The organism is Kiloniella sp. (assembly GCF_965205715.1).
Classification (GTDB): domain Bacteria; phylum Pseudomonadota; class Alphaproteobacteria; order Kiloniellales; family Kiloniellaceae; genus Kiloniella.
On record NZ_CBDBHW010000014.1, the window covers coordinates 1,336,762 to 1,362,148 of the forward strand.

Below are 25,387 nucleotides of genomic sequence, written 5' to 3' on the forward strand. Positions count from 1 at the left end.
TTACAGAGGGAAATATGGTTCAGGTCACGCTTTCCGGATCAATCCAACAGGCCGCTGGCGGCATTTCTTTGCTTGAAATAGAAGCCAAGAATATCCGCCAGTTACTCAACGGTCTGGAAAAGCAGTGCCCTGAACTAAAACCCCTCATCGAAAAAGGCATCGCCGTGGCCATCGACGGCACCATCTACCGCGACGACTGGTTCCAACCCATTCCCGCAGACAGCGAAGTCTTTATTATCCCAAGACTTGCGGGTGGGTAGCATGTAATCCCAGCATGATTGAAACCCTTATACTTAGAGCTATTTTGGTGGATAGATTGCTCTATGAATTGGATAGTCACAATTCTGGCAAGCATCTCCTCTCTGGAGACCATTTTCCTTTATAGGGGCATTGAGTTTGTGCCGACAGGAAACGCACCTAAGGTCAGCCTTATATCTTTATCGATTGACAAAATGTTTGTATCTCTGCCTGCACCTCATCGGGACACATGGGATTTTCAGAAACTAAAGCCGCTTCGCAAATGCGCACAAGCTCAACAATATCTGTATGTTTTGATAATTCTGAACCGTTGCGCGTAATCACTTGAGATAGAAGATCTCCATCATAAAAATCACCTTCACAGAGTGGGTTTTTTCGTAGCTTGTCAATCGCCATTGGCAGCAAGTGCCGTAAGCCAATGTTCTGGCCAATCATTATACGTAGATCTTCGACATCAAAATCTGCCAGAGGCTTTTTGCGCAACTTGTGGCATGTCGTAACGAGCCTCGAAGCGAAATCAGGCTCTGGCCACACGTCGTCTTCCAACTGTTCAAGGGTTAAATAGTTGCATTTCATGGCCAAAAGGAACTCCGAAAATATACTGAGGATCAAGAGATGACTTGTCCCCCACATAGCGACAAAACAAATTGCCGACACTACTAAACATTTGAAGAATAAGAGCTACGTGTCAATTGCACAACAATTGCTAAGAAGCGAGCCCCCGAAGGCAGCGAGGCCTTCCTTATCCCGAGGCTTTCGGGTGGTTGGGTTTTATCTATCCTTCAGCCCAGTTATCACTTCGTGATTTACGACGTATCCTCTTCCTAAAATAAGGATGAAAAAAATGATGTATGAATAAATATATTTACAAATAGCTTTTTAACTATATATAAGGATATATGACAAATCGACTGGAACAATCAAAAGCGTTAGCAAGCGATGCCCGGCTATCCATTCTGGGCTGGCTGGTGTCCCCGAACGCACACTTCGCCCACCAACAAACAGGGGATCCGTCGGAGATCGGCGTTTGCGTTACGCTGATCACTGAAAAACTCGGGATGTCCCAACCAACGGTGAGCCGGCATTTAGAGCTTTTAAAACGTGCTGACTTTCTAACCGTCAACAAGATCGGGCGATGGTCTTTTTTTGCCCGTAACGAAGCTGGCATTGCTGAATACAAGGTATGGTTAAATGACACTCTTTGAAGAACTGGACCAAAAGTTACTTCCCGGTTTCGAGCGAAAACTAATCGCTGTGGATGGTAAAGACGTTCTTACGCTGGTTGGGGGGAGCGGCCCTCCCCTCCTCATGCTGCACGGTGATCCTCAAACACACCTTTGCTGGCATCTCATTGCCCCGCGCCTTGCTGAACGCTTTACGGTTGTTCTCACGGACATCAGAGGCCGCGGTGAAACCCATAAGCCCGGTATATCAGCACACAACATAGAATATTCTAAACGCTCCATGGCAGCCGAACAGCTCCAGGTTATGAGCAAGCTCGGCTTTACATCTTTCTCCCTCGTTGGCCATGACCGCGGGGCACGTGTCGCCCGTCGCCTGGCCCTCGACCATCCTCAGGCTGTTGAACAACTCGCCGTTATGGATGTCGTGCCCGCATATGATTTTTATAAAAATACCACTGCAGAAATCGCGCAGGAGTATTACTACTTTTTCTTCCTGACCCAACCTCATCCTATGCCTGAAGCCCTTATCGGAGGTGATCCCACGGGGTTTATGTCAGAGATTTTAACCGGACTATCGCCAAGCCAGGTTCCGTACGATGAAGCAACCCTCGAGCTTTATCTCAAAGCAGCCTCTACCCCGGAAGCGACCATCGCAATGTGCGAATGTTTTCGCGCGGGATTTGGCATCGACCGCCAACACGATATTGAAGATCGCAAAACCCAACGACAAATCCAATGTCCAACACTGGTGATGTGGGGAGAAAAAGGCATCGTTGGACGCCATTTCGATATCCGCCAAATTTGGGATGGCTGGTGCAAAGAACCGCAGTATGCTCCGATCCAGAGTGGCCACTTCATTCCAGAAGAAGCACCGGACGAGGCATATACCGCCCTAAATACTTTCCTAAGTTAACCCTTAAGCACGCATAAAACGCCCCCGATGCCAAATTTCCATCATCCCAAGGCTTACGGGTAGGTTAACCGCCTGCGAATGTAAACTTATTCGGCCAGAAGTTTGCTCGCTTTCTTCTGGGCAATTGATAGAGCTTCTTGCGCTGAATAGCGTCCACCAAAGGCATCTGCTATGGCCTGTTGAAAAATAACACGTATTTCTTTGTGTCTGGGCACCATTATCCGGGCGTGGGCGGTATCAAGCTGCCTACGCGCGTTGATATAGGCTGGTTCTCTATCATAGAGATCAGACAATACGGTTAAATAGAATGCAGACTTCACCACCGGAAAATACCCCGACACAGCACTGATTTTTGCCTGGTTCTCGGCGACGAGCAAATGGCGTAATAATCTCTTGGCGAGCAAGTGCTGTTCTGGGTCCATTCCAGAGGATAAAAACAAATTTGCGCCCCCAACCACAGCACCTGGACCAGGATTTCCCGGCATGACATCTGTAATCCAATCAAAGGATGCCTTTTCTCTCGCCAATCCCATTCCTGCGGTTGAATAGTAGGTAACGGGGAAAATCTCCCGGAGAAATCCATGAATGCCATCACGCCAGTTTTCTGGCAAAAGCACCAAGCCCTGATCGTGCCACTCAACCCAACGTTCAAGCGCCTCTATCGTGCGAGGGTTATCAAAGTTGAGTTGCTTTCTGGAACTGGAGAGAGGGCTGTTGTTTTGCTGAGCAAAGGATTCAAAAATCCACTCTCGCCACACTCCCGGCAAGGCCAGGGGGGGCCTGTTAAAGTGATCGCGTAAAACGATAAGAGTATCAGTGAGCTCCGACCATGTCTTAGGCCGGTGACCGCTATTCAGCCCGGCTGCTTTTAACATATCCAGATTGTAATAAATGATCGGGGTACTGCGGAAAAGAGGCAACGCATAGAGCCTTTCCTGATCATCGCGGCTATTGGTGAGAAAAGCCGGTACGAAGCTCTCTAGATACCGGCCCCACTTTTCGTCTCCACCCACGAAATTATCAATGGCTGCAATCGCGCCTGCATCCTGCAGGGTATAGAGCTCTGCAATTTCGGCAGCGAAAATCCCTTGGGTCTCTTTTCTGAGCATGAGATCAAGCACTTGATTGTAACTCGACCGCGGGAGAAAGTTAACGTTGTCCTCGGGATGGGCTCGGTTAAAATCGCGAACAATGTCTTGATATTGTATCGACAAAGAAGCCGTCGCATTAGAGGGAACAACAAAACTGATCTCTGCCGCGTGAGCTCCAGATAAATCGGATGCCACACCTCCCAAAAATAAACCAGAGAGGACAAATAGAACCCGTAACAAAATACTAAGACGCTTTAATACAGACAGAAGGAAGACAGTAATTATACTCATCGAACACCATAACCAGAGATACTTTTGTTGTCACAATACCCGACGGAGATGAAACGAGTATTAACCCCCTCAGTTTTTCTGAGGTGCCACCTTCGGACAAACGATTGGATTATTTTACACCTTGAGATTTATGTTTTGGCAGTGACAGAACATAAATCAGAGGCCGAATAATTTTATGACCAACCAACTACAGTCCCAATTGCAGCCCCAATTGGAGAAGGCATTACCTACTGACAAGGGCAATGCCCCGATTTCAAAGGCAAAGACCCCGAAAACCCCGACCGGGCGCAGTTTGCAAATCACGGGGGTTATCGTTTCAACAGGCATGGTTGGCTTGTTGACCGCCCACACCCTGCCTTTTCAGATGTCTGCCGCGGCCACCTTAATGGTCTGTTGCATTGGCCTGTGGATCACGTCGTTGGCACCCGCTTACTGGACCGCGCTCGCATTTTTTCTGGCTGCTGTTGTTTTCGAGATCGCCCCGACCGAAACCATATTTTCCGGGTTCCAGACCTCTACCTTTTGGCTGCTTTTCAGTGGATTGATTTTGGGGGCCGCCATTCGCCATACGGGCCTCGACAAACGTGCCGCAGCCTTGCTTTCAGGTATGCTCGGCACCCGTTATGCCAGCGTCATTTCCGGGATCGTGCTTTTTGCTCTGGCGCTTAATTTTGTTATGCCGTCAGCTATGGGACGCATTGTTCTTCTGGTGCCGATCATCATCGCCCTGGCTGATCACATGGGCTACGCCGCTTTATCCAATGGCCGGATTGGTATGCTGATCGGTGCAGCCTTTGGCACATGGCTCCCCGGGTTTACCGTTCTTCCCTCCAACGCGCCCAACATGATGCTGGCGGGGATGGCTGAAAACCTCTTTGGTTATCAGATCAGCTACTGGGATTATCTAATTTTGCACTTTCCGGTGCTCGGTGCGGTTAAATCCATCATTCTGATTATACTTATCCTGTGGATGTTCCCAGATCGTGCCCCAACTTACGATACGGCTTCCAAACCAACGTCTGATCCCATGAGTGCAGGAGAATGTCGCCTGGTGGTTTTGCTTGGCTTATCCCTCGCCCTCTGGTTCAGCGATACCCTCCACCACATTTTGCCGGGGTGGATCGGTCTCGCCGTGGCGCTTTGTTGCCTATGGCCGCAATCAAACCTGACCTCCAAAAAGTGTATCAACGAAGAGATCAATTACGGCACCCTGCTTTTTGTCGCCGGGATCATGGGGCTTGGCGCGGTGGTATCGACCACGGGCCTCGGGGAAAAGGTGGTTCAGAGCCTCAGTGCCCACGCTGGCTTTTCAGCGGATCAACCGATTTGGAACTTAAGCGCTCTTACTGCGATATCCACCCTGGTTGCCATCGCCACCAACCTTCCGGGCGTACCTGCGGTTATGACCCCGATTGCTGAAAACCTGGCCGATATAACAGGGTTACCCCTAACAACTGTGCTTATGACCCAGGTGTTGGCCTTTTCCAACGTGTTCCTGCCTTATCAGGCACCACCGTTGATCATGGCCGCACAGCTTGCCCGCCTCCCTATCGGCGCAATTTCCAAAATGTGTCTGGCGTTGTTCGCCGTTAACACTCTTGTCTTGACCCCATTGGATATGCTGTGGTGGTATTTTCTGGGGCTGCTGTAACAACGCTTTGCCCAACTTAAATGTGTGTGCTTTAAAAGAGTTAGCCCAAAAGGGATGTAATGGAAATCCACCAACTGAAAACTTTTGTTGCTGTGGCCCGCGAAGGCAGTATTACGCGGGCTTCAGAGCAGCTTTTTTTAAGCCAACCCGCCGTGAGCGCACATATCAAGGCGATAGAAGACACCCTTGGCGTCACCCTGTTCGAACGTAATCCCAAGGGAATGAGCCTGACCCGTGAAGGAAAGCGCCTGCTTAGCAAAGCAGAACAGACCCTGGGGGCGCACCGGGAGCTGATAGAAGAGGCCTCGCGCATCAAAGGCCATTTAAGCGGAAAGCTCAACCTTGGCGCGGGATCGAATTCGAGCACAGAAGCTCTCGAGCGTCTTATCAAGGTTTTCTCTGAACGCTTTCCAGAAGTAGAAGTGGCGGTCAAACATGGAGACTCCCACGAAACGATCAATGCCATCCGAAATGGCAGTCTGGATGCTGGCTTTTACAACGATGCCGGCACGTCCGACCCGACACCGGACCCCGATCCTGTTTTATCAACTCTCGCAGTATCGCATTTTGGTATCTATCTGGCAGCCGCACCCGGGCTTGTGCCACGATCTAAACCCTTGGATTGGCAGGCGCTGGCACAAATGCCCTGGATATGTCCTCCTGCCAATAGCTGTTGCGGTAAGGCAGTTAAGAACTTATTTGAAACGCATCAAATCCGCCCCGAACGCATTATCAATATCGACCGGGAAAGCGTCGCACGCTCCTTAATTGCCGGTGGGGTAGGTATCGGGCTCTTGCATACCGACACGGCCGTGGACGCCCAATCCCTTGGAGAGGTTGACCTGCTATGCGAAGCTCATAAATCGGCACGGGTTCTGTTTTCTCATCTCCAGGGTCGGGCAAATGATCCGTTACTGAGTGAAGTGAGAACTATTTTGCAAGAACCTTCAAACGCTTAATTGGACCGTCGGCTCCAACGCCTCTACCACCGTGTAATTAGCAATTTTCGCACGAAAGCAGGGTAAAGACTTCCTGTGGCTCCTCAATTCCTTTCATGGTATGGAAACCGCGAGACATTGTTTCCCGATCAACCAACCCGACAAAGTCTTTGCTCATCAAAAGCGGGCTACCGGTTGTTTTGGTCAGGCTCTCCAAACGCGCTGTGCGATTAACAGCAGGCCCCATCACCGTGAAATCCAACCGCGACGGGGCTCCGACATTACCATAAATCACCGTTCCCTCGTGCAGGCCAACACCAAATTTTATTTCAGGCTTGCCTTCTTCCAGGCGTTGCTGATTAAAGACGGCTAAACTTGCAAAGGCCTCTTCTGCGGCGTTCAGCGCGGCGTTGCAAGCATTGGCAATGGTTCCGGCGGTTTCTTTGGGAAAGACAGCGAGCATGGCATCGCCGATGAAGCTCAGGACTTCACCGCCATAGGCATCGACCGCGTCAAATACTAATTCGAAATAGGTGTTGAGAGTGTCGAGCAATTCATCTGTCGACAGGGTCTCACTTAAAGGCGTGAAATCACGCAGGTCACAGTACCAAAGTGCCGCCTCGATCAGTTCGCCATCCCCACGTTTGATTTGACCGCCCAAAACCTGATGACTGGTCCGTTTGCCCAGGTAGGTGTTCAGTAATTCCACCGATAAACGGTGCATGGACAGGACTTCCATTTTGGGCTGTAAAAAGTCACTAAAGCGGATCAGTTTGGTAATATCCTGATCGCTGAAACCTGGTCGTTTGTCGGTCGAGATAAACATGACATGCACCTCACCCGAGGCCGATAACAGGGGGATGCCGAGATAATCAGTAACGCCCTGCTCGTAAAGCTCTTTAAAAATCGGGTGCTCTTTTTCGAGGTCGAGATCTTCGAGCCGATATCTATGGGGTTTTCGGGTTGTGGTGATGGCCTCTGCCGGGCTGCCGATAAAGGCGCTGGTTTCCCTGACCCCATGAGGGATTTCAATCGTCTCCACCTTACCCGATTTTTTAGTCCAAATAAGATAATAAAGCGCAAGCTGTGGGTGGATTGACCAAACCGAATAACGAAGGCGGTTTATCGGCGCACCGACCTCCATAAACTTATCAATACAGCCCTGTATTAACTTATCCGGCTCCAGAGTTTTCGCCTCAGGACTAAACATCCAGTCGATCACCGGCGCCAATCGCCACCCTTCAGTTTCATGGACCAGCATCTTGGCCTGATCAAGACTTGAAAAGTTGTTCTCGGTATTGAGGATCATGAACTATTCCGTCTGCGTTGCGCTTTAAGGAAATTCAAAACGTTAAGAGGTAGAGCTGGGATCAGTCTGACTTAGTTGGGAATATAGTTCAATGTTGTCAATGAGCTTTTAAAGCACCCTCAAAACCCTCCAAGGTATTGAGCCTCTAGTTCTTGAATAAATCCTTCTTCGTGGAGATCCCGGATCACCTTGTTGATATCCTCCAATAGGTTGGTGCAGGGGGATAGATTACTCAACATAAAATGAACATCGTTAGAGGCTACTGGCCAAGGGAGATCCACGATGCGGTCCAATTCACCCGTTTCCCGAAGTTGATGAACACCATCATAACGGCCCAACACAGCATAATCCGCCCGTCCGGCCCCTAATAACGTAATAGATAGGTCTTCGGGAACTTCATGGAAAGACAAGTATATTTTTGCATAGCGATCAAATTTTTCACCATAAGACCCACCCAAAGGTCGAAGGCCAACGCGCCCAATTAAATCAGCGAGTTCAACCAATGGAAACTCCTCTCCTTTTCGGACAAACACGGCGATTTCATCTTTCAGTATTGGGTCTGAATAACTATAGATAAGCGCACGTTCCTGGGTCCAATACCCACCGAGCAAGAGATCGAAGTCTCCATTGCGAAGTTGTTTCAGCATTCTTTTCCAGGGCAACTTAGGCTCAACGGTTACAGGAATTTTCAGACGACGGAAGACTTCACGCGCCACTCCAATTGCTAACCCATGAAACTTTTTTGTATCCTCTGAATACATTGAAACCGGATACCACTCCGAGGATCCATTGATCCGTACGGAAGTACAGCTTCGACCATCCGCAAATACAACTGATGGCATCATCCAGAAAAACGAACCCAGCAAAAACAAAATCGTGCATACGCTCAAACGTATTCGAACCATAACTTGGCCTCCACGTTTTTAAGAATGCGTAAAAATGTTTAATATTCGGCAAACACGTTAATGCCTGGAATACTGTTCGTGTTAAGGATGTGGCGCAGTGAACGCCAGTAACGATATTATCCGGCGTGCCAGACGTCCCGCAGGAAAACGGGTAAGTCATTGGCCTCGGGCATGACAGGGATTTGGTGCATCATGGCACTGATCATGCCGCGGTGGTAGGTCCCATGATTTACGATGTGCAAGAAGATCTCCATGCGTGACATCGCGCCATTGCCACCACCGACAAACTCAAATTCGATAACCTCTGCCAATTGTGCATCGTTAAATTTATCGGCCTGTTCGATATACCAACTGTCCATTTCTTCGCAGAGTTGTCTTAGCTCGTTAAGCGGTGGCGAGGTGTCGGTATTCCTCGCGCGATAGCTATGCTTACGCCCCTCAAGATGGGCCTTGAATATATCGTCGACCACATAGGTGTGGTTCATGGTATGGATCATGGTTCCAAAGGTTGTCTGATGGGCTTTTACCAATTCCGCCTGCGGTAATTCAGCCATCGTCTGAAAGGTGAGATTGTTGGCCCAGGCTTTATAGCGGGTGAACATCTGCAACATGGAAGGGTTGCCCTCTGGCTTCCGTAATTCTATGGCCACTTTTCATTTCCCTTTATTTTAAACGCCCGAAGAGGGATCACTTTTAAATTTCCCTCTACTTGCAGAACAGAGTACAAGTGAATTCAAAGCTGATAAATTGCTAAATTTGAGATTGTTAAGTGAAAAATATTCATCAATTAGCTGGTATTCCAATCGACATGGCCATCTTCCTCCGGGTCATTGAACGGGGAAGCTTTGCGCGCGCTGCCGAGGATCTCGGCCTCACCCCCTCTGCAGTATCAAAGGCGATATCGCGGCTGGAAGACCGTTTGGGCGTTCGCCTACTGGCGCGCACCACGCGGAACCTCACCCTCACAACAGAGGGCGGGATTTACCTCAAACATGCAAAAGATATTGCCGCCGCCATAGAACGCGCCGAAGCCGAGACCGCTTCTTCAAGTAAAACCCCGTCCGGTCCTTTGCGCCTCACCATTGCCGCGGCGCTCGCCAAACACCAGATCGCCCCGCTGCTGCCGGAATTTCTCGAACGCTTTCCCGCGATTGAAGTCGATCTCAACATTACCGAACAGCACGTCGATATCATCAAAGAAAATTACGACATCGCCATTCGCCCCGGCGCGCTGATCGACAGCAATTTAATCGGCACCAAGCTGGCCGAAGCAGATCGCCATATCTGCGCAAGCCCGGATTACATTGCCCGCCACGGCCGCCCTCAAACCCCGATCGATTTACGAGAACACAATTGCCTGACAACCTCGGGCTTTCCCACGCTTTCCCGTTGGCAGTTTGAGCTAAAGGGTGAGCCCTTTTCCATCGATGTCACCGGAAACATCAAGTGCGATAATACCGACCTTTTGCTTGATCTCGCCCTCGCGGGTAAGGGTATTACCCGCCTGCTGGAAACGGTGTGCGGCAACGCTCTGCAATCCGGCACCTTAGAGATCCTGCTCGAACAGCATCACATTGCCGAACCCGTCCCGATCTGGGCCATCACCCCACCAGGCAGACTTTCCCTGCCCCGGGTCCGGGTATTCGTTGATTTTTTAAAGAATAAGTTTCAGAACCGTCCCTGGTCATAGATCTAGTCATGGCTCTGAAGGTAAAACCTGAATTTCATTTTATTCTTATAGTATTTTATCCACACATTATTTTACAATTATAGCTTGCGCATATCCTTATATAAATAAGATGATGAGTAAATCAATCAGGGCTTATGAGGGGATGATTTGATATGCAGGATATGCTGGACTCATTTGATCATGTGGTGGTGGTCATGCTCGAAAATCGGTCTTTCGATAATATTCTAGGATTTCTCTATCCTGAGGGAGTGCCTGCGAACGCCCCCCTCGGGAAAACCTTCAACGGTGTTACTCAGGATGGCGTTGTCAAAAAGGGGCTGACAAACCCAATTCCCACAAATTCTCCAAACATTCCTGACAACATAAAAGAGATCGCCGTCCACAAGACCTGTGATTACCATCAGCCTTTTCCCGATCCGGGCGAAACCTATCCGCACGTCAATACACAGCTGTTTAACGCCCCAGATCCCCAGAATACTGGAGACAAAACTCCACCTTACAATTTGCCAAACTCCCCTCTCCCCCAGGCAGGCATGAAGGGGTTTGTCGCTGATTACATTGAAAACCTTACCTACAACCAGACCCCTAAACCACCCGTCACACCGCCCTTTAATAAATATGCACAAATCATGCAGTGTTTCGACCCTGCCGCGATCCCGGTTCTCACAACACTGGCTCGGGAGTTTGCGGTTTTTGATCAGTGGTACTGTTCCGTCCCCAGTCAAACCTGGTGCAACCGGGCTTTCTGGAATGCAGGGACATCCTGGGGTCATGTGGTCAACGGCGCCTCTTCTGAAACGAAACATGAAATGGAAAATACTTTTGGCTGGTTGGACGACAGTGTTGGCAAAACCATTTTCAACCAAATTCAAGATTCTGAATCAGATCTCACCTGGAAAATTTATACCGACGATATTATTCCGCTCACAGGTATAATTCATTTCAGGGCACTTGATGATCACATTTTTCATTTCAAAAATGTCACCGATGATTTTATGGACGATTGCAAAAACGGAAACCTGCCCTCCTATTCATTTGTAGAGCCACGGTTCATGTGTAACCACAATGACATGCATCCCTCCGCGTTCGATAAAACGCTCACAGATGGGAAAGAGGCAATAGGCAGTGTTCTACTCGGGGAAAAATTTGTACTCGACATTTACAATGCGATCAAAAACTCAAACAGCACCACGGGCAGTAACTGGGAAAATACGCTTTTAATCATCACCTTTGACGAACACGGGGGTTGTTATGACCATGTCGCTCCACCCACTGATGCGGTTTCCCCTGACTTGAAAAGTTATAAAAAGTGGATGGGTTTCGAGTACGACCGGCTGGGCATCCGCGTACCCATGATCATGGTTTCCGCCAATATTGCCAAAAACACCGTCGTCAATGATCGGATGGATCACACATCATTTATTAAAACAATGCAGGCCAAATGGAACAAAACGGCCCCTGGTAAATTTCCACCGCTTACCGCGCGTAGCAATGCTTCTCCCGAATTCCATACGTCGGTATTTACCTCCACCGAAAAACGCCCCCCGGAAGATTGGCCTTCTCCCAAAATCGCGAAACCGATCCCTAGTGATCAAGAGAAAAGGGATTGCTCGGACCTGCCCCTGAACGATTTACAACGCTCCATCGTCGGTGGTGCAAAAGCCATCAAAGGTGATACCGACGGCCTGATAAGTTCTTTGGAAAAAATGACCGTTGACGCGGCAGAAGATATTTTGACAGACATTCGCGGCATGATGGATCGAGGCGAGTTGAGTAAATAATTTTGTGCAGCATTTGTCGCATAATGTTTAATTTTACCGTCCCATATATGGTTGTCTTTTGGGGTATGACAACGATGAACGACGAAGCCTGACACTCCCTTAGAGAGTGCTTTCGTCTGTAGTATTGAGCCGGGAATGGGAACGCGCGATGGATATGAAATTTGATGCTCAGGCCGAGGATTTTCGGGCGGAAGTTCGAAGCTTTGTCGAGAGTAATCTTCCAGATGATATCCGGGCCAAGGTCTCTGAAGAAGAGATGATCCTGCCTCAAGATATGATGCAACGCTGGCATCACGCGCTCTATAAACAGGGCTGGGGCTGTCCTTCCTGGCCCGTAGAACACGGCGGTGCGGGCTGGAGTGACGAGCAGCACTATTTGTTTGAGCGCGAGATCGCCCTTGCCGATGCGCCGCGGCCTATTCCCTATGGTGTGGTTATGCTAGCGCCCTGCCTGATGGAATACGGCAGCAAGGTCCAGCAGGAAAAGTTTCTGCCCGGTATCCTCACCGGCGATCAGCTCTGGTGTCAGGGTTTCTCGGAACCAAATGCCGGATCAGACTTGGCTTCACTAAAGTGCAAGGCTGAACTTGAGGGCAATCATTACGTTATCAACGGCTCCAAGACCTGGACCAGCGACGCTCATGTTGCCGACTGGATGTTTGGCCTGTTTCGCACCGATAGTTCCGGACGCAAGCAACAGGGCATCACCTTCCTCATGATCGACATGAAATCCGAAGGGGTTACGATCAGTCCGCTGGAGAATTTTGAAGGCACCCACGAAGTCAATCAGGTGTTTTTTGATAATGTCCGCGTGCCCGTAGATAACCGGGTCGGCGAAGAAAACGAAGGCTGGGGCGTTGCCAAATATCTTTTGGGGTTGGAACGCTTTGGCACCGCAGAAGTCGGGCGCTCGCTCGCCAGTCTTGGACGTCTAAAAAAGCTGGCCAAGTCCATTAAGATAGGCACAAAAACCCTGCTCGATGATATGGACTTTATGAACGAGGTCGCCCAGGCAGAGATCGCCCTGCGCGCGCTGGAAGTCACCGAGCAACGCTTTTTGTTTGGTCCCGGCGGATCGGAATCAATGGGGGCCGAGGCTTCCATGCTGAAAGTCAGGGGCACGGAAATCCAACAGGATATTCTCGAGCTGGCTCATCAGGCGCTGGGGTACCATGCCCATGCCGAAATTGATGAGACTGCGACAGGTCCCGCGCACAACCCTGCAGCCATAGCAAAAGCGCATTACAATTTCCGCAAGACCTCGATCTACGCCGGATCAAACGAGATCCAGAAAACCATCATCGCCAAAGCCGTACTGGGACTATAGGACATGAACTTTACCTTTAGCGAAGAGCAAAACCTGTTCCGTGATTCCATCCGTCGTTATCTCGAAGAGACCTATCCCTTTGAAGGCCGTCACAAGATCATAGATCAGCCCAATGGCTATACCGAAGAGCTGTGGCAGAGCCTGGCCGAGCTTGGCTGGCTCGCCCTGCCCTTTGCCGAAGAATACGATGGCCTCGGCGGCAGCGCGGTTGATACCATGATTGTCATGGAGGAAATTGGGCGTGCGCTTTTGGTCAGCCCTTTCCTCTCAACTGTTTTGCTCTCCGGGCAGTTGATCACGACCGCAGGGTTGGAAAATCAGAAGCTTGACCTGATTCCGCAGATTGGTGCTGGTCAGCTGAAACTGGCGCTGGCTTATGCCGAGCCCGCTTCTGGTTTTGATATTGCGCACGTTGCTACCACTGCAGAGAAAGAGGGCAATGGCTATCGCCTGAACGGGACAAAGTGCGCCGTCTTCCACGCCCAGTCCGCCGATATCATCATCCTGGTGGCGCGAACTTCTGGTGCAACCGATGACAAAGAAGGCCTGAGCCTGTTTTTGCTCGACCCGACCATGGCTGGTTTGGGGATAAAGAGCTATCGAACCCACGATGGTGGTTGCGCCAGTGACATCGTTTTTGATGATGCATTACTGCCTGAAAAAGCCCTACTTGGAGAAATCGGCACCGCTTATCCACATCTGGAAAAAGTCATTGATCAAGCCTCTGTTGCGTTATGCGCAGAAGCATCTGGGGCAATGTGGGCGATTTCAGAACAATCCGGTGCCTACTTTAAAACCAGAGAACAATTCGGACAAAACCTGGGATCATTTCAGGCGCTGCAACACCGCCTGGTCGAAGTTTACATGAAATGCCAGCTCAGCCAGTCGCTGGTATATGACGCCGTCTGTGGCCTTGATCTCCCTGATGAAAGTACGGACGGCGTCATAAATACGACTGCACAGGAAGATATCGCGCAAAAAGTATCTGCAGCGAAGTATCAGGTCGGACTTGATGCACGATCTGTCGGACAGGAAGGCATACAGTTTCACGGCGGCATGGGCATGATGACAGAGCTTCCCATCGGCCATTATTACAAACGCATCACCATGATCAATGCCACCTTTGGCGATCCGCGCTATCACCTGAAACGCTATCGTGACATGATGTGTAAAACTATTAGCAATGCTGCCTGAGGGGGAAACGACGATGCCAGATAACTCAGAAGACTGGGTCCTAACCAAAGCACACGGTCGGGTGCTCGAGATCATTCTCAATCGCCCCCCGGCAAATGCGGTCAACCGGGCCATGAGCCGCGCGATCTATGCCGCCCTGCGCGAATTACAGGACAACCCGGACTATTCCGTCGGTATAATCCGCGGCACGGGTGAGCGGATTTTCTGTGCCGGTTGGGATCTCAAGGAAACTGCTGATGAAGGCGGTATTGATCTCGCGCTCGAAGTTGATCCCGTGCACGGTCACGGCCCCGGAGGTTTTGCTGGTATCACTGAGTTCCACGACCTGACCAAACCTGTCATTGCCGCCGTCAATGGTGCTGCCGTTGGCGGTGGGTTCGAGATCGTGCTCGCCTGCGATATTGTGCTTATGGCCGATCACGCTTTTTTCAGCCTACCGGAAATGCAGCGCGGTATCCTGCCCGACGGTGGTGCTGTACAAAAACTTCCTCGCATGATCCCACCCAACGTCGCCAAGGAACTGTTCCTGACCGGCCGGGCCATGGACGCGGAAGAAGCCACACGTTGGGGGCTGGTTCATAAAGCTATTCCGGTGGCAGAGCTTGAATCTGAAGCCATGTCCCTGGCTCAGGAGGTCGCCCAAGGCGCACCCCTCGCCCTGCAGGCCCTCAAGGAAGTTCTCGGCTATATGGACGGTCTGACCGTGAAACAATCCATGGCCCAGGTCAAACCCGGGGGCGACTGCGACTGCCCGATTTACCAAAAAATGGTCACGTCTGAAGACGCGGTCGAAGGAATTACTGCTTTCGCGGAAAAACGCGACCCCGTTTGGAAAGGGAAGTAAGTCTCCAAAGATCCTAACGTTATCTAACGCGGCTGTGTCCAGTGATTGAAAAATCCATCCAGCAAAACCGTTGTGATTCAATCGGGTTTTGGTGAGTATGGTTATACCGAATTAGTAAATCACCAGAGAAGTGCGGGTGAGAATTTTGGGGGAAATGTTGGGGTATAATCTCAGATGAATATTCCAATCCTGACCGGCCTGTCAGAAATAGCTGATGATTACGATCTCTTCATCCTTGATCTTTGGGGCGTGGTCCATGATGGCGTAACTATCTATCCCGGTGCCGCCGAATGCCTGCGCCTCTTACGGCAACGAAACGCCGGGGTGGTCCTACTCTCCAATGCAGCTAGGCCCAGTAACGCCATTGCCGCGCATCTGCTCAAACTGGGGGTGAAAGCAGACATGTATGACTGGCTGTTGACCTCTGGAGATGTAACAGCCAATGCCGTCGCCGCTAAAGGCAACGGCCCCAAAAATAACACCCAAGTTGATGAAACCCAAGATCATGAACTAGGTCCGGCTTATTTCCACTTGGGGCCAGAGCGTTGTCGCCCCACTCTGGAAGCCTGCGGCGGCCGGGAAGTCACTCTGGACAACGCTGAATTGCTCATTTGCACCGGCTTGATCGATGAGAAAACCGAGCGGGTCGAAGATTATGCCGAGCTGTTAAAATCAGCCTTGGCGTGCGGCCTGCCGATGATCTGTGCCAACCCCGACATCGTTATCAACAGGGGCGGGAAAGTCATCCATTGTGCAGGTGCTTTGGCAGCCTTCTACGAAAAGTTGGGCGGCACAGTAGAGCGTTACGGCAAACCATCCCAGTTATTTTTGAACGGGTATTTGCTGAAAGCCCTGAATTTCAACGCTCCCGGACCGTGATGATTGGCGACAGCCTCTCCACCGACATCAGGGGCGCCAGACAGGCTGGCATTGATGCCATATGGATCGGCGGCGGCATCCATGCCGAGGCTTTGGCTATGGGTTCAGATGGTCTGTTGCATCCAGGAAAAGTGCATGAAGTTGCAAAGCAGGCTGACGAACAGCCCAGGGCTATTCTTCCCTGGTTGAGATGGTAAAAATACTGCTGCGCATAAGATGACCCCAGAAAGGTTAATTCCGACTGGAAGCGACTTCGAAACAAAAGGATTATCCGAACCTCGCCAACACCCCATATAAGAGCAATAGAAACGAAATATTTACCTATGGTTGATATGATGATTTTTTTGCCGAAATGGGGATGAATAATGGATCCACACAGTCTCGTTGCACTTATTGATGAACATGAAAAATGGCTTATAGATCAGAATGATGGTCAGCGTGCCGATCTTACGCTTTCCGATTTAAGTGGATTTAGTTTTAGCAGCTCCAACCTCCGTTCCGCAAAGGTGGTGGGCTCAAACCTAGAAGGCTGTGATCTCAGCAACTCGGATTTGCAGGATCTCGATGGTTTCAGCGCTTCTTTTATCCGCGCCGATCTTACCGACAGCGATTTATCACGTGCCGATCTCAGGGGGACAAAGTTTTACAAAGCAATTTTGCACGGAACAAAGCTGCGAAATGCCGACCTGCGCCGCGGCACCCTGCTTAATAGCGAGGGTGAGGCGGTCAAGGTGATCTCCTCTGACCTTAGCCAATCAGAACTCGATGATGCAGATATGCAGAATATCATTCTAACAGGTGGCTGCCTGGCCGGGGCGTCACTTCTAAATGCTGATTGCCAGGGCGCCATGTTTGGAGATTGCGATTTCAACAAAGCCAACCTTTCCGGGGCTAATCTTGCCGGCGCAAGTTTCGAGAACTCTGATTTGGGGGGCGCCACACTGGTGGGTGCTGACCTGAGTGACGTCAATTTACAAGGGGCCAACCTTGCGGGTGCCGACTTGCAACAGGTCAACTTTTTTGGCGCCGATCTGGCTGGTGCCCAATTGACAGGGGCGAACCTTGACGGCGTTACTGGTATTAACCCAGATGATAATGGCGAAACGCCACGACAAATCAAAGCCCGCATTCGTGAACGACTTTCTCTCACCCTTGAGGCCCACAAACTCTGGGTGGATAGCAACGGCACCACGGGCGAACGTTGCTCGCTTCAAAATGCCGATCTCAGCGATATGGATTTTTCGAATAGTGTCCTCGATGGTGCCAATTTGCGCGGTGCCAATCTCAGTTGTGCGGATCTGACGGGGGCCAGGCTCATTATGGCTGATCTGTCGTGTGCAACTCTGAACCATGCGAACCTTACCGAAGCCCGAATGGAGGGGGCAAACCTTCGCGGTGCTACACTGGTAAAAGCCAATTTAACCAATGCAAGCCTGGTTCCGCTAATGCTGATGGATAAATCGGGACAACCCACCACTCGCGCCTGGGCAGTCAATCTTTCAATGACAACACTCGATGGGGCTCAACTGGTAAATGCCAAATGCAACGGCGCCAACTTGGTTGGGGCAAGCCTGTTGGGTGCAGATCTCCGCCAGGCGGACCTCAGAGATGCCCGCCTTACCGATGCCAAAATGGAGGGTGCAAACCTAGAGGCCACCACCATGCCCAAGGGTGAACCTGCGTAGCCTGCAAAAAAGTTGATTATTTCTCCCCTGCCATCAAATCCCAGAAGGCTTCGGCGACGGGGCCGAAGGGGTGGCTGCGGGTGCGGGCCATAAAGGTTTCGACCCCAACCGAACCAAAATCTGGTGAACTCAGCGCAACCAAACGGCCCGTTTTCAATTCGTCACAAATCATATGCATGGGCAATCTTCCCCAGCCAAGGCCGGAGAGGATAATTTGTTTCTTGGTCAAAAAATCGTTCACCCGCCACGGCACGGTGGTTTCAAGCACGCCATAGTTTTTTTCATCCCGATTACGACTGCGATCACTGACAAACAACCTGTGTGCTGCCATCCATATCAGTGGCCGTAATTACAGCTGCTTTAGGGGCATAATCAGATGTATCAGATACAACCGGCATCAAGGTCACTGTGGGTAATTTAGTAAACAGCGTGGGGTCTATTTTATCTCGAAGTGCATCTCCCCCAATGGCAATATCCGCTTGATTTTCTTCTATCAATTCAAGCGGGGCATTGAAGTTCTCCACAAACAAGGTTAATCGGGTTGAGGGAAACTGCTCACGTATTGTCGTTAAAGCAGCCAGGATCGTTTGCATGTCGATCAATTCGCTGACCACAATCCGTAATTCCGGCTCTATTCCCTGTGCATAATGATGCGCAAGGTCCGATATGCCTTTTGTCTGAGATAAAACCGCGCGCGCTTTTTGCGCGATGACCTTGCCTCTGGTCGTCAATTGGGGACGATATCCTTCGCGCTCAAACAGGCTAACTCTGAGTTCCTGCTCCAGGTTTTTAATCGCGATACTGATGGCTGACTGACTTTTGTGTAGAGCTTCCGATGCCGCTCGAAAGCCACCGTAATCCACCACCGCGCAAAGTGCTTTCAATTGATCCAGGGTCATTTTTCAACTCGATCTATATTTTATATCAATTCAATAAAATAATTATACTTTTTTAAATCAAGTTCAATCCGATATTTGATGCAGTAAGAAAATAAATACCAACACTAAAAACAACCCGAGAGATCATATGATGCGCAATACACAGGATAATTACGGTTGGGTTTCCCGATCCCTGCATTGGCTAGTTGCCCTGGCGGCTATTGGTCTCTTTGGCCTTGGTTTATATATGGTTGAGCTCACTTATTACGATGCCAACTACCAAACCTTCCCGCATTGGCATAAGTCGATTGGCATTCTGGTCGCTGTGTTAATGGTTCTACGTCTTGTTTGGCGCCTGATAAGTGTCATCCCCAACCCCATACCAGGCGGAAAACCTTGGGAACATAAAGCCGCGTCCCTGGCTCACTTTGTTCTCTACGCCCTGCCCTTTGCCCTGTTTATCTCTGGTTATCTGATATCGACGGCAGATGGCAGATCTATCTTTGTTTTTGACCTTTTCGAAGTTCCCGCTCTTTTGCCCCCGGTTAAGGGTATGGAAGATCTCGCAGGTCTCATCCACGAAATTATCGCCTGGTCTTTGGCGGGTCTGGTTGTACTGCACGTTCTCGCAGCTCTCAAACATCACTTTATAGATAAAGACCGCACCCTACTTCGCATGATCAAGGACCCGAATTGAAAATATCAGTTCGGCCTTCACACTCTATCTTCTTAACAATCAGGAAAACGTAATGTTTAAATCAAAAATCAAATCAGCTGTATTGGCAACACTACTGGTCACAGGTGGTCTAGCCGCTGGCCTAACTTCTGCTTCTGCCAACAGCTATAACCTGGACACACAGGGTGCTCACGCCAACATCCAGTTTAAAATCAGCCACTTGGGTTTCTCTTGGATCCAAGCACGCTTCAACAAGTTCGAAGGTCAGCTCCAATTCGACGAAAGCAAACCAGAAGCATCTTCTATTAACATCACCGTTGATACTGCAAGCCTGGATTCAAACCACGCTGAGCGCGACAAGCACCTGCGAAGCGCGGACTTCTTTGATGTTTCTAAATTCCCAACCGCAACTTTCGTATCTACAGGTCTGAAATCTACCGGCGACAAAACAGCTATGCTGGACGGCGACTTGACCATTAAAGGCGTGACCAAGCCAATCTCGGCACTTCTCCGCTTTGTTGAGTAGATTTAGGATTTCAAATAGAGCATAGATTGATTATCTGGAATGGATGATTGTCTAATTTTGAGTTTGAAGTATTCGGTATCCTTGATGCCTCTGGCTCGCTTACGGATCATTCCTATACTGACATTACCAGCCTCTATCCTGGCGCTTGTGAGCTTGTGTTTGGCGTAGTTGCAGATGCCCACACAATGTTTCCGTAGGGATTTCGCGAACTTTTTTAGATAGAGCATCTGTGACTGATCTGCTATCAGGCACCAACGTTCCAGTTGCTCCGCCATCGCCTCAAATGAAGCGGCACTCCACAGCAGCTGAAGCTGTTCTTTCAAGACGTAAAGTGCATTCAGGTTGCTATTGCTCTCCAGCAACCTTTGCAGCTTGTCACTTTGTTTTTCACTCAACTTATCCGCATTTTTGAGCAACAGATAATGTGTCCCTTTCATCAACTCTTTACCACTTGGATCGGCCTTTCTGAACTCAAGTCGACGCTGATTATGGATAGCTTTGCTGTAGTTTTTCATGACGTGGAAACGGTCAAATACTATGTCGGCCAACGGCAAGGACTCTCTGACAGCCTTTTGGTAGGCAGGCCCCATATCCATCGCTACGGCCTTTATTTTGCAGGCTGTATCTGGTTGCAGTTGTTTCAAAAACCTTGAAAAAACCTCGGCAGTTCGGCCTGCTTCAACCCAGATCAGATGACCGCCAACCATATCGTAGACCACCGTCATGTAGTCATGACCTTTCGCCCGGGCAACTTCATCTACACCAATATATTCCAAGCCAGTTAGCTCTGCAGGATCAAGCGTAGGGAGAGTTTCAATAAGGTATGCCCTGTCGATATTCTTGACCGTTTCCCATCGTATATCCAAATGTCTGGAAACCGCTTGAATAGACATATGCCGACATAATCCACTGATCAGTCGGCAAAATCGGTGAGTGAAACGGCACCCTTTATCAACAAAATCACACCCCTCAATGCGGCGTTCGCCCTTGTTAATATAAACCTGCGCCAGCTCAATCTCGACCACACAAGGATACCCAAAAAGGGGGATGTCGTTTACTTGTCGGCGGACATGCTGGTTGATGCTTCCCTTCTGGCCTGTAGCAGGGTCTATAGCCCTCCTACGCGCGTCTCGGCTGCAGTGAATGACAATCTTAACACCGCCGTCATCCAGTTTAATTTCATTTACACGTTGCCCTTTGAGGCCTAAAATATGCTGCGAGATGTTGATTGTCATATACCTGCTCTATGTAAAGTTATCAGAAACCATACATATCAACAGGTTACTTGGCGGTCGGCATCTTTTTCTACTCAACAAAGCGGAGAAGAGCCCCAATCTCTATGGAAGTAACATGGATCGGTGGCGGCGATGATCCCTGGGGTTATGTGCGTCAAGGCTTCGAAGGATCTACAGTCATTCCTGTTGCCGATTACGGCATGATGGACATGGGTCCAACCGCTCAGGAAGTTGAAATCTCAATCTTCTTTGAAGGCGTGCGTCCTAAGTAATAGGGCCCCTACAACGCTAAAGAGGAGGTTTTCACCTCCTCTGACTACCCTAAAACCCCGTCATTTTTGGCGGGGTTTGTTTTTGAGTTGCGTCATTGCCGTATCGACAATACGCCTGCACAAACGATCAAGCCCATACCAAGGATCGATGTGAGATCCGGAACATCCGAAAAGAAGAGAATTCCCCAAAGCACCGCAAAGCCAACGTAGGCAAAATCGAAAGTACCAACCATTGAAGACGGGCCGTTTTGGTAAGCAACAGCCGCGCCGATGCTTCCGATCAAGATCGCAGCTGCGAGCAATACCATGGTCCCCCATTCTGCTATCCCCATCACGACCCAGGGTGCGAGTAGAAAACTGCCGCCTTCGGCACTCGCAAACAAGTTGATTAGTAACGTCGCGCCTCCGCCGACCACGACAAAGGCGACGTTCAGGGCCAGCGAGAGTATCAAGGGGTGTTCATTACCGCATTTTGTCCGGGTTAAAATCATCGCAACCGCATAGAGCATTGCCGATGCAAGCGGGAACAAAGCATACCAATTGAAATCCCCAGAGCTGGGTTTGAGGATCAGCAGCACCCCAAAGAAACCGAGAAACACCGCTAGCCAACCAAAACGGCTAATACGATCGCCGACAAGACAGGCCGAGAAGAGCGTGATGAAAATTGGCAGCGTGTAATAGGCCGCCGCCGCGACAGAAAGCTGTAAATGGGGTAAGGCCAGATAGTAGCTGATCCACATACACACCAGCAACCCGCTGCGAAGCACCGTCCAGCCAAGATCAACAGGCCAATGCCAGCCAGTACTCAGCTGAACGCGCATAACAACCAATAAAACCGGGATCGCCATAGCTGAGCGGAGAACAAATATCTGCCAGATAACGAAATTGCTACTTGTGAGCTTTATAAGCGCATCCCCCAGAGAAAGCGCCAAGACGGTGAACACTATAGTGCCAACCGCCAAGGGGATATTGTCTGTGCGAACTGTCACATTGCCTTGCGCCATCACCCGCCTCTTTTTTTCAACTAAAGATAGAACAGTAAGTGACTTACTCCTTATGTCAATCTCGACCGAAAAAACGAAGGATGCATAAGCTTACAAAACAGGCCTTTGCCGCTGCTCTGTTTGGGGAAAAATAGCTTTGCATTCGGTGAAATCCCTCAGTAACGTCAGACCAAATGTTTATTCCCGTTTGGGTTCGATAAGAGAGCCCATAAAGACAACACCCTGACTTGAGTACACGTTCATGGCGCAAGGTTTTAAAACCCGGATTACCGACCTTCTCGGCATTAGGCACCCGATCCTCTGTGGTGGAATGATGCATCTTGCGGATGCGAAATTTGTCTCGGCAGTGGTCAATGCGGGGGCCATGGGATTTATCTCGGCCCTGACCTTTCCCGACCCCAAACAACTTCGGGATGAAATCCAAAAATGCCGTGCACTTGCCGGGGATAAAGCCTTTGGTGTGAACCTCTATATCTCCCCGCGCGAAGATGCCAATAGCAGGTTGGATAATCTGTTATCTGTTGTTCGCGACGAAAAGGTCGCTGTGGTTGAAACTGCCGGAGGAAACCCGGGGCAGATCGTCCCCTTTATGAAAGAGGCCGGCATTAAAGTCATTCACAAGGTGCCCGCCGTTCGTTTCGCCCTGTCAGCAGAGCGCGCAGGTGTCGACGCGGTTATTCTGGTCGGGGCCGAATGTGGTGGCCATCCCGGTTATATGATGGTTGGCTCCATGGTTCAGGGTGCAGATGGTCCTCAAAAATTATCGATCCCTGTGGTTTTAGGCGGTGGCATTGGACAGGGCAGCCAACTGACGGCGGCTCTCGCCATGGGCTGTGAAGGCGTTCTCATGGGAACGCGCATGTTGGTATCCGAAGAGATCTGGGCGCACCGGGATTATAAACAACGTATGGTCGAAGGCACCGGACAAGACAGCCTTGTGGTTCAGACCACGATCAAAAATCATCACCGTGTGCTACACAACGAAACCGCAGAAGCCGTGATAGAGCTCGAACGCCAAGGTGCCAAAGATTACGAAAGTTTTGCCCACCTGCTCAGTGGCTCCCTGGCAAAGGAAGCTTACACATCGGGCGATACCAGTCAGGGCTTGCTCGACTATGGTCAGAGTGCCTGTTTTGCCAATGAGATTGAGCCTGTAGAGAGAATTATTTCGCGTTTTATCGACGAAGCAGTGGCAGCAACCCGACGCTTACCTTCCTTGGTAAGTTGAGTTTTTTTTCAACAAAACATACTATGGTATGTAGGTTTTTGAGATAAATTGCTTCAATTTTTGACAAAATTTAGCTACACTTCTCTTCTCTACCCAAGGTAGATTACCCCAGGGTAGAGAAGATTGTATTTACCCAAACGCAGTATTCGCAGGGTTCGCAATCTCCCTGAAGATAGCTCGCACAAAAAACAGTGTTAACCCCATGTGGGAAAGCTCATACAGCAATTCGTATATGAGCCATCCGCATGCCAAAAGGTGTGAGAAAATCATGAAAAAATCCTTAGCAATTAAACGCCAATGACAGAGGCCACATGGGCTCAAATTGTCTTGACCACGATACTCCAGACTAGTCGAGCCCGTGGCACACAAATACCGGAACAAAATACAAGAGGTCGAGTAGCCCGAGGGAGTTGCACCCTCAGGCTCTCACAGAACCGTACGTGAGCCTCTCAACTCATACGGCTCTTCCTGTTCATCCCTTACTACTTAGTTGCCAATGTACAAACAAGGCGGGTCGTTGCTTTTGCACACGCCTGATATAATCCTTGCTCTTTCGATAGCTTCTTCGCAGCTTCTTAAATTTCTTCCGTGCCCATTTGATCAACGAGAATTCGAGCAAAGCCTTTACACGCTTGAGAGCGGTTCGTCCGAAATGTCCATAGTAGTTAACCCAACCTCTTACAACGGGGTTCAATATACGGGCTATGTCTTCAACATCATATTTACTCCAACGTTGAAAATTCCATTTCCGTATAGTTACATTTATCCGCTTAAGAGCCTTCCGACTTATCGCCGGCAAAAATCCAGTAAATATTTTACCGTACTTTGACATTGCCCTTCGAGGCCGGAAGGTATACCCGAGGAAATCAAAGCTGACCTGCCCATACTTTCCTTTCCGGAAACTATTTTTACAGTACACAATTTTGGTTTTCTTAGGGTGAAGTGTTAGATGACATTCCTTTAATCGCACTCTTAGCACCTTTAGAAGCTTTTCCGCTTCTCTCTGGCTAGAACAGTGGTAGACGCCATCATCCGCATACCGTTCAAAACGAACTTTTGGATAATGTCGCTGTACCCAGACATCCAACGCATAATGCAGAAACAAATTTGCCAAAAGCGGGCTAATTACTCCCCCTTGCGGTGTTCCTTTGTCTCTTTCAGCTATACTACCATCTGTCAGTGACACTGGCGCTTTCAGCCATCTTGCGATGTACAAACGTATCCAGACACAATTTGTGTGCTTGGCTAACGCCTTCATCATCAAATCATGGTCAATGTTATCAAAGAAACCCTGAATATCCAGATCAACCACCCAACCATATTGGAAACAACGTTGCCGCGCTTGTCGCACCGCATCAATTGCTGACTTCTTCGGCCTATAGCCGTATGAGTCTGGGTGAAAGACTGGATCAATTTCCGGGTCCAACACCATCTTAACAACCATCTGTGCTACCCGATCTCCAACTGTAGGAATACCAAGCGGCCTTGTCTGGCCATCTCCTTTCGGGATATCCACCCGCCGAACTGGCGGGGGGAAATAGGTGCCCGTTAACACCTTCCCCCGCTTGAAAGCAGGGGATTTTCGGGGCGGTTAGCCCGTCAGGTTGACGCTTCACAGGGGAGCCAGT

At 49.8% G+C, this 25,387-nt stretch carries 28 protein-coding genes; 18 read left to right on the plus strand and 10 right to left on the minus strand.

Annotation, left to right across the window (positions count from 1 at the left end; all coding sequences use genetic code 11):
* The first annotated feature begins 14 nt into the window (after positions 1-14).
* Positions 15-260, plus strand: coding sequence for a MoaD/ThiS family protein (locus tag ACOGW3_RS23395; RefSeq protein WP_419905146.1), 246 nt, complete (start codon positions 15-17; stop codon positions 258-260).
* 169 nt (positions 261-429) lie between these two features.
* Here ACOGW3_RS23395 and ACOGW3_RS23400 read toward each other — a convergent pair whose 3' ends face one another.
* Entirely contained in the window at positions 430-834 is a 405-nt protein-coding gene (locus ACOGW3_RS23400) for a contact-dependent growth inhibition system immunity protein (protein WP_419905147.1), read from the minus strand.
* Between the two features lie 323 nt (positions 835-1,157).
* Here ACOGW3_RS23400 and ACOGW3_RS23405 point away from each other — a divergent pair, with 323 nt between their 5' ends.
* Both ACOGW3_RS23405 and ACOGW3_RS23410 read left to right on the plus strand, forming a co-directional pair.
* Positions 1,158-1,463 (plus strand): ArsR/SmtB family transcription factor, encoded by a 306-nt coding sequence (locus ACOGW3_RS23405; RefSeq protein WP_419905148.1) that lies wholly within the window; start codon positions 1,158-1,160, stop codon positions 1,461-1,463.
* Entirely contained in the window at positions 1,450-2,355 is a 906-nt protein-coding gene (locus ACOGW3_RS23410) for an alpha/beta fold hydrolase (protein WP_419905149.1), read from the plus strand. Before ACOGW3_RS23405 ends, ACOGW3_RS23410 begins: the two co-directional genes overlap by 14 nt.
* A gap of 86 nt (positions 2,356-2,441) precedes the next feature.
* On the opposite strand, the gene ACOGW3_RS23415 is transcribed toward ACOGW3_RS23410, so the two are convergent.
* On the minus strand, positions 2,442-3,641 hold the full coding sequence (locus ACOGW3_RS23415; RefSeq protein ID WP_419905150.1) for an extracellular solute-binding protein: 1,200 nt from the start codon (positions 3,639-3,641) through the stop codon (positions 2,442-2,444).
* Between the two features lie 388 nt (positions 3,642-4,029).
* On the opposite strand from ACOGW3_RS23415, the gene ACOGW3_RS23420 reads away from it, so the two are divergent.
* Entirely contained in the window at positions 4,030-5,388 is a 1,359-nt protein-coding gene (locus ACOGW3_RS23420; protein WP_419905151.1) for an SLC13 family permease, read from the plus strand.
* A 59-nt stretch (positions 5,389-5,447) separates the two neighbouring features.
* Positions 5,448-6,347, plus strand: coding sequence for a LysR family transcriptional regulator (locus tag ACOGW3_RS23425; protein WP_419905152.1), 900 nt, complete (start codon positions 5,448-5,450; stop codon positions 6,345-6,347).
* A 37-nt stretch (positions 6,348-6,384) separates the two neighbouring features.
* Here the strand turns inward: ACOGW3_RS23425 and ACOGW3_RS23430 are convergent, their stop codons facing one another.
* The 3 genes from ACOGW3_RS23430 to ACOGW3_RS23440 all read right to left on the minus strand — a co-directional run bounded on the left by ACOGW3_RS23430 (position 6,385) and on the right by ACOGW3_RS23440 (position 9,190).
* Positions 6,385-7,635, minus strand: a complete 1,251-nt coding sequence (locus ACOGW3_RS23430) for an adenylate/guanylate cyclase domain-containing protein (RefSeq protein ID WP_419905153.1) — start codon at positions 7,633-7,635, stop codon at positions 6,385-6,387.
* Positions 7,636-7,754: 119 nt separating this feature from the next.
* Entirely contained in the window at positions 7,755-8,540 is a 786-nt protein-coding gene (locus tag ACOGW3_RS23435) for a substrate-binding periplasmic protein (RefSeq protein WP_419905154.1), read from the minus strand.
* A 116-nt stretch (positions 8,541-8,656) separates the two neighbouring features.
* Complete coding sequence (locus ACOGW3_RS23440; RefSeq protein WP_419905155.1) at positions 8,657-9,190, minus strand: DinB family protein; 534 nt, start codon at positions 9,188-9,190, stop codon at positions 8,657-8,659.
* A gap of 119 nt (positions 9,191-9,309) precedes the next feature.
* Between ACOGW3_RS23440 and ACOGW3_RS23445 the strand changes: the two genes are divergently transcribed.
* The 8 genes from ACOGW3_RS23445 to ACOGW3_RS23480 all read left to right on the plus strand — a co-directional run bounded on the left by ACOGW3_RS23445 (position 9,310) and on the right by ACOGW3_RS23480 (position 17,940).
* Entirely contained in the window at positions 9,310-10,230 is a 921-nt protein-coding gene (locus tag ACOGW3_RS23445) for a LysR family transcriptional regulator (RefSeq protein WP_419905156.1), read from the plus strand.
* Between the two features lie 152 nt (positions 10,231-10,382).
* Positions 10,383-12,011, plus strand: coding sequence for an alkaline phosphatase family protein (locus ACOGW3_RS23450; protein WP_419905157.1), 1,629 nt, complete (start codon positions 10,383-10,385; stop codon positions 12,009-12,011).
* A gap of 148 nt (positions 12,012-12,159) precedes the next feature.
* Complete coding sequence (locus ACOGW3_RS23455; RefSeq protein ID WP_419905158.1) at positions 12,160-13,338, plus strand: acyl-CoA dehydrogenase family protein; 1,179 nt, start codon at positions 12,160-12,162, stop codon at positions 13,336-13,338.
* Between the two features lie 3 nt (positions 13,339-13,341).
* Positions 13,342-14,532, plus strand: a complete 1,191-nt coding sequence (locus tag ACOGW3_RS23460) for an acyl-CoA dehydrogenase family protein (RefSeq protein WP_419905159.1) — start codon at positions 13,342-13,344, stop codon at positions 14,530-14,532.
* Between the two features lie 13 nt (positions 14,533-14,545).
* Positions 14,546-15,376, plus strand: coding sequence for an enoyl-CoA hydratase-related protein (locus ACOGW3_RS23465; RefSeq protein WP_419905160.1), 831 nt, complete (start codon positions 14,546-14,548; stop codon positions 15,374-15,376).
* Between the two features lie 174 nt (positions 15,377-15,550).
* On the plus strand, positions 15,551-16,255 hold the full coding sequence (locus ACOGW3_RS23470; protein WP_419905161.1) for a TIGR01459 family HAD-type hydrolase: 705 nt from the start codon (positions 15,551-15,553) through the stop codon (positions 16,253-16,255).
* Complete coding sequence (locus ACOGW3_RS23475; RefSeq protein ID WP_419905980.1) at positions 16,255-16,452, plus strand: HAD hydrolase-like protein; 198 nt, start codon at positions 16,255-16,257, stop codon at positions 16,450-16,452. Before ACOGW3_RS23470 ends, ACOGW3_RS23475 begins: the two co-directional genes overlap by 1 nt.
* Positions 16,453-16,620: 168 nt before the next feature.
* A complete protein-coding gene (locus ACOGW3_RS23480; protein ID WP_419905162.1) occupies positions 16,621-17,940 on the plus strand; it encodes a pentapeptide repeat-containing protein in 1,320 nt (439 codons plus the stop codon).
* Positions 17,941-17,956: 16 nt separating this feature from the next.
* On the opposite strand, the gene ACOGW3_RS23485 is transcribed toward ACOGW3_RS23480, so the two are convergent.
* Both ACOGW3_RS23485 and ACOGW3_RS23490 read right to left on the minus strand, forming a co-directional pair.
* Entirely contained in the window at positions 17,957-18,256 is a 300-nt protein-coding gene (locus tag ACOGW3_RS23485; protein WP_419905163.1) for a LysR substrate-binding domain-containing protein, read from the minus strand.
* A complete protein-coding gene (locus ACOGW3_RS23490; protein ID WP_419905164.1) occupies positions 18,243-18,839 on the minus strand; it encodes a LysR family transcriptional regulator in 597 nt (198 codons plus the stop codon). Before ACOGW3_RS23490 ends, ACOGW3_RS23485 begins: the two co-directional genes overlap by 14 nt.
* 130 nt (positions 18,840-18,969) lie before the next feature.
* On the opposite strand from ACOGW3_RS23490, the gene ACOGW3_RS23495 reads away from it, so the two are divergent.
* Together ACOGW3_RS23495 and ACOGW3_RS23500 are read left to right on the plus strand one after the other, a co-directional pair.
* The gene (locus ACOGW3_RS23495; protein WP_419905165.1) at positions 18,970-19,515 is read left to right on the plus strand and encodes a cytochrome b; all 546 of its coding nucleotides are present in this window, start codon (positions 18,970-18,972) and stop codon (positions 19,513-19,515) included.
* Positions 19,516-19,567: 52 nt separating this feature from the next.
* On the plus strand, positions 19,568-20,020 hold the full coding sequence (locus ACOGW3_RS23500) for a YceI family protein (RefSeq protein ID WP_419905166.1): 453 nt from the start codon (positions 19,568-19,570) through the stop codon (positions 20,018-20,020).
* 2 nt (positions 20,021-20,022) lie between these two features.
* Here the strand turns inward: ACOGW3_RS23500 and ACOGW3_RS23505 are convergent, their stop codons facing one another.
* On the minus strand, positions 20,023-21,255 hold the full coding sequence (locus ACOGW3_RS23505) for an ISL3 family transposase (RefSeq protein ID WP_419901077.1): 1,233 nt from the start codon (positions 21,253-21,255) through the stop codon (positions 20,023-20,025).
* On the opposite strand from ACOGW3_RS23505, the gene ACOGW3_RS23510 reads away from it, so the two are divergent.
* Both ACOGW3_RS23510 and ACOGW3_RS23515 read left to right on the plus strand, forming a co-directional pair.
* The gene (locus tag ACOGW3_RS23510) at positions 21,242-21,391 is read left to right on the plus strand and encodes a hypothetical protein (RefSeq protein WP_419905167.1); all 150 of its coding nucleotides are present in this window, start codon (positions 21,242-21,244) and stop codon (positions 21,389-21,391) included. The genes ACOGW3_RS23505 and ACOGW3_RS23510 overlap by 14 nt on opposite strands.
* Positions 21,360-21,527: a hypothetical protein gene (locus tag ACOGW3_RS23515; RefSeq protein WP_419905168.1), complete on the plus strand. Its 168-nt coding sequence runs from the start codon at positions 21,360-21,362 to the stop codon at positions 21,525-21,527. The genes ACOGW3_RS23510 and ACOGW3_RS23515 overlap by 32 nt, the downstream gene beginning before the upstream one ends.
* Positions 21,528-21,619: 92 nt before the next feature.
* On the opposite strand, the gene ACOGW3_RS23520 is transcribed toward ACOGW3_RS23515, so the two are convergent.
* Complete coding sequence (locus tag ACOGW3_RS23520; protein WP_419905169.1) at positions 21,620-22,531, minus strand: DMT family transporter; 912 nt, start codon at positions 22,529-22,531, stop codon at positions 21,620-21,622.
* A 241-nt stretch (positions 22,532-22,772) separates the two neighbouring features.
* Between ACOGW3_RS23520 and ACOGW3_RS23525 the strand changes: the two genes are divergently transcribed.
* Complete coding sequence (locus tag ACOGW3_RS23525; protein WP_419905170.1) at positions 22,773-23,759, plus strand: NAD(P)H-dependent flavin oxidoreductase; 987 nt, start codon at positions 22,773-22,775, stop codon at positions 23,757-23,759.
* Between the two features lie 472 nt (positions 23,760-24,231).
* On the opposite strand, the gene ltrA is transcribed toward ACOGW3_RS23525, so the two are convergent.
* Positions 24,232-25,314 (minus strand): group II intron reverse transcriptase/maturase, encoded by a 1,083-nt coding sequence (gene ltrA / locus ACOGW3_RS23530; RefSeq protein ID WP_419905171.1) that lies wholly within the window; start codon positions 25,312-25,314, stop codon positions 24,232-24,234.
* Between the last annotated feature and the right edge of the window lie 73 nt (positions 25,315-25,387).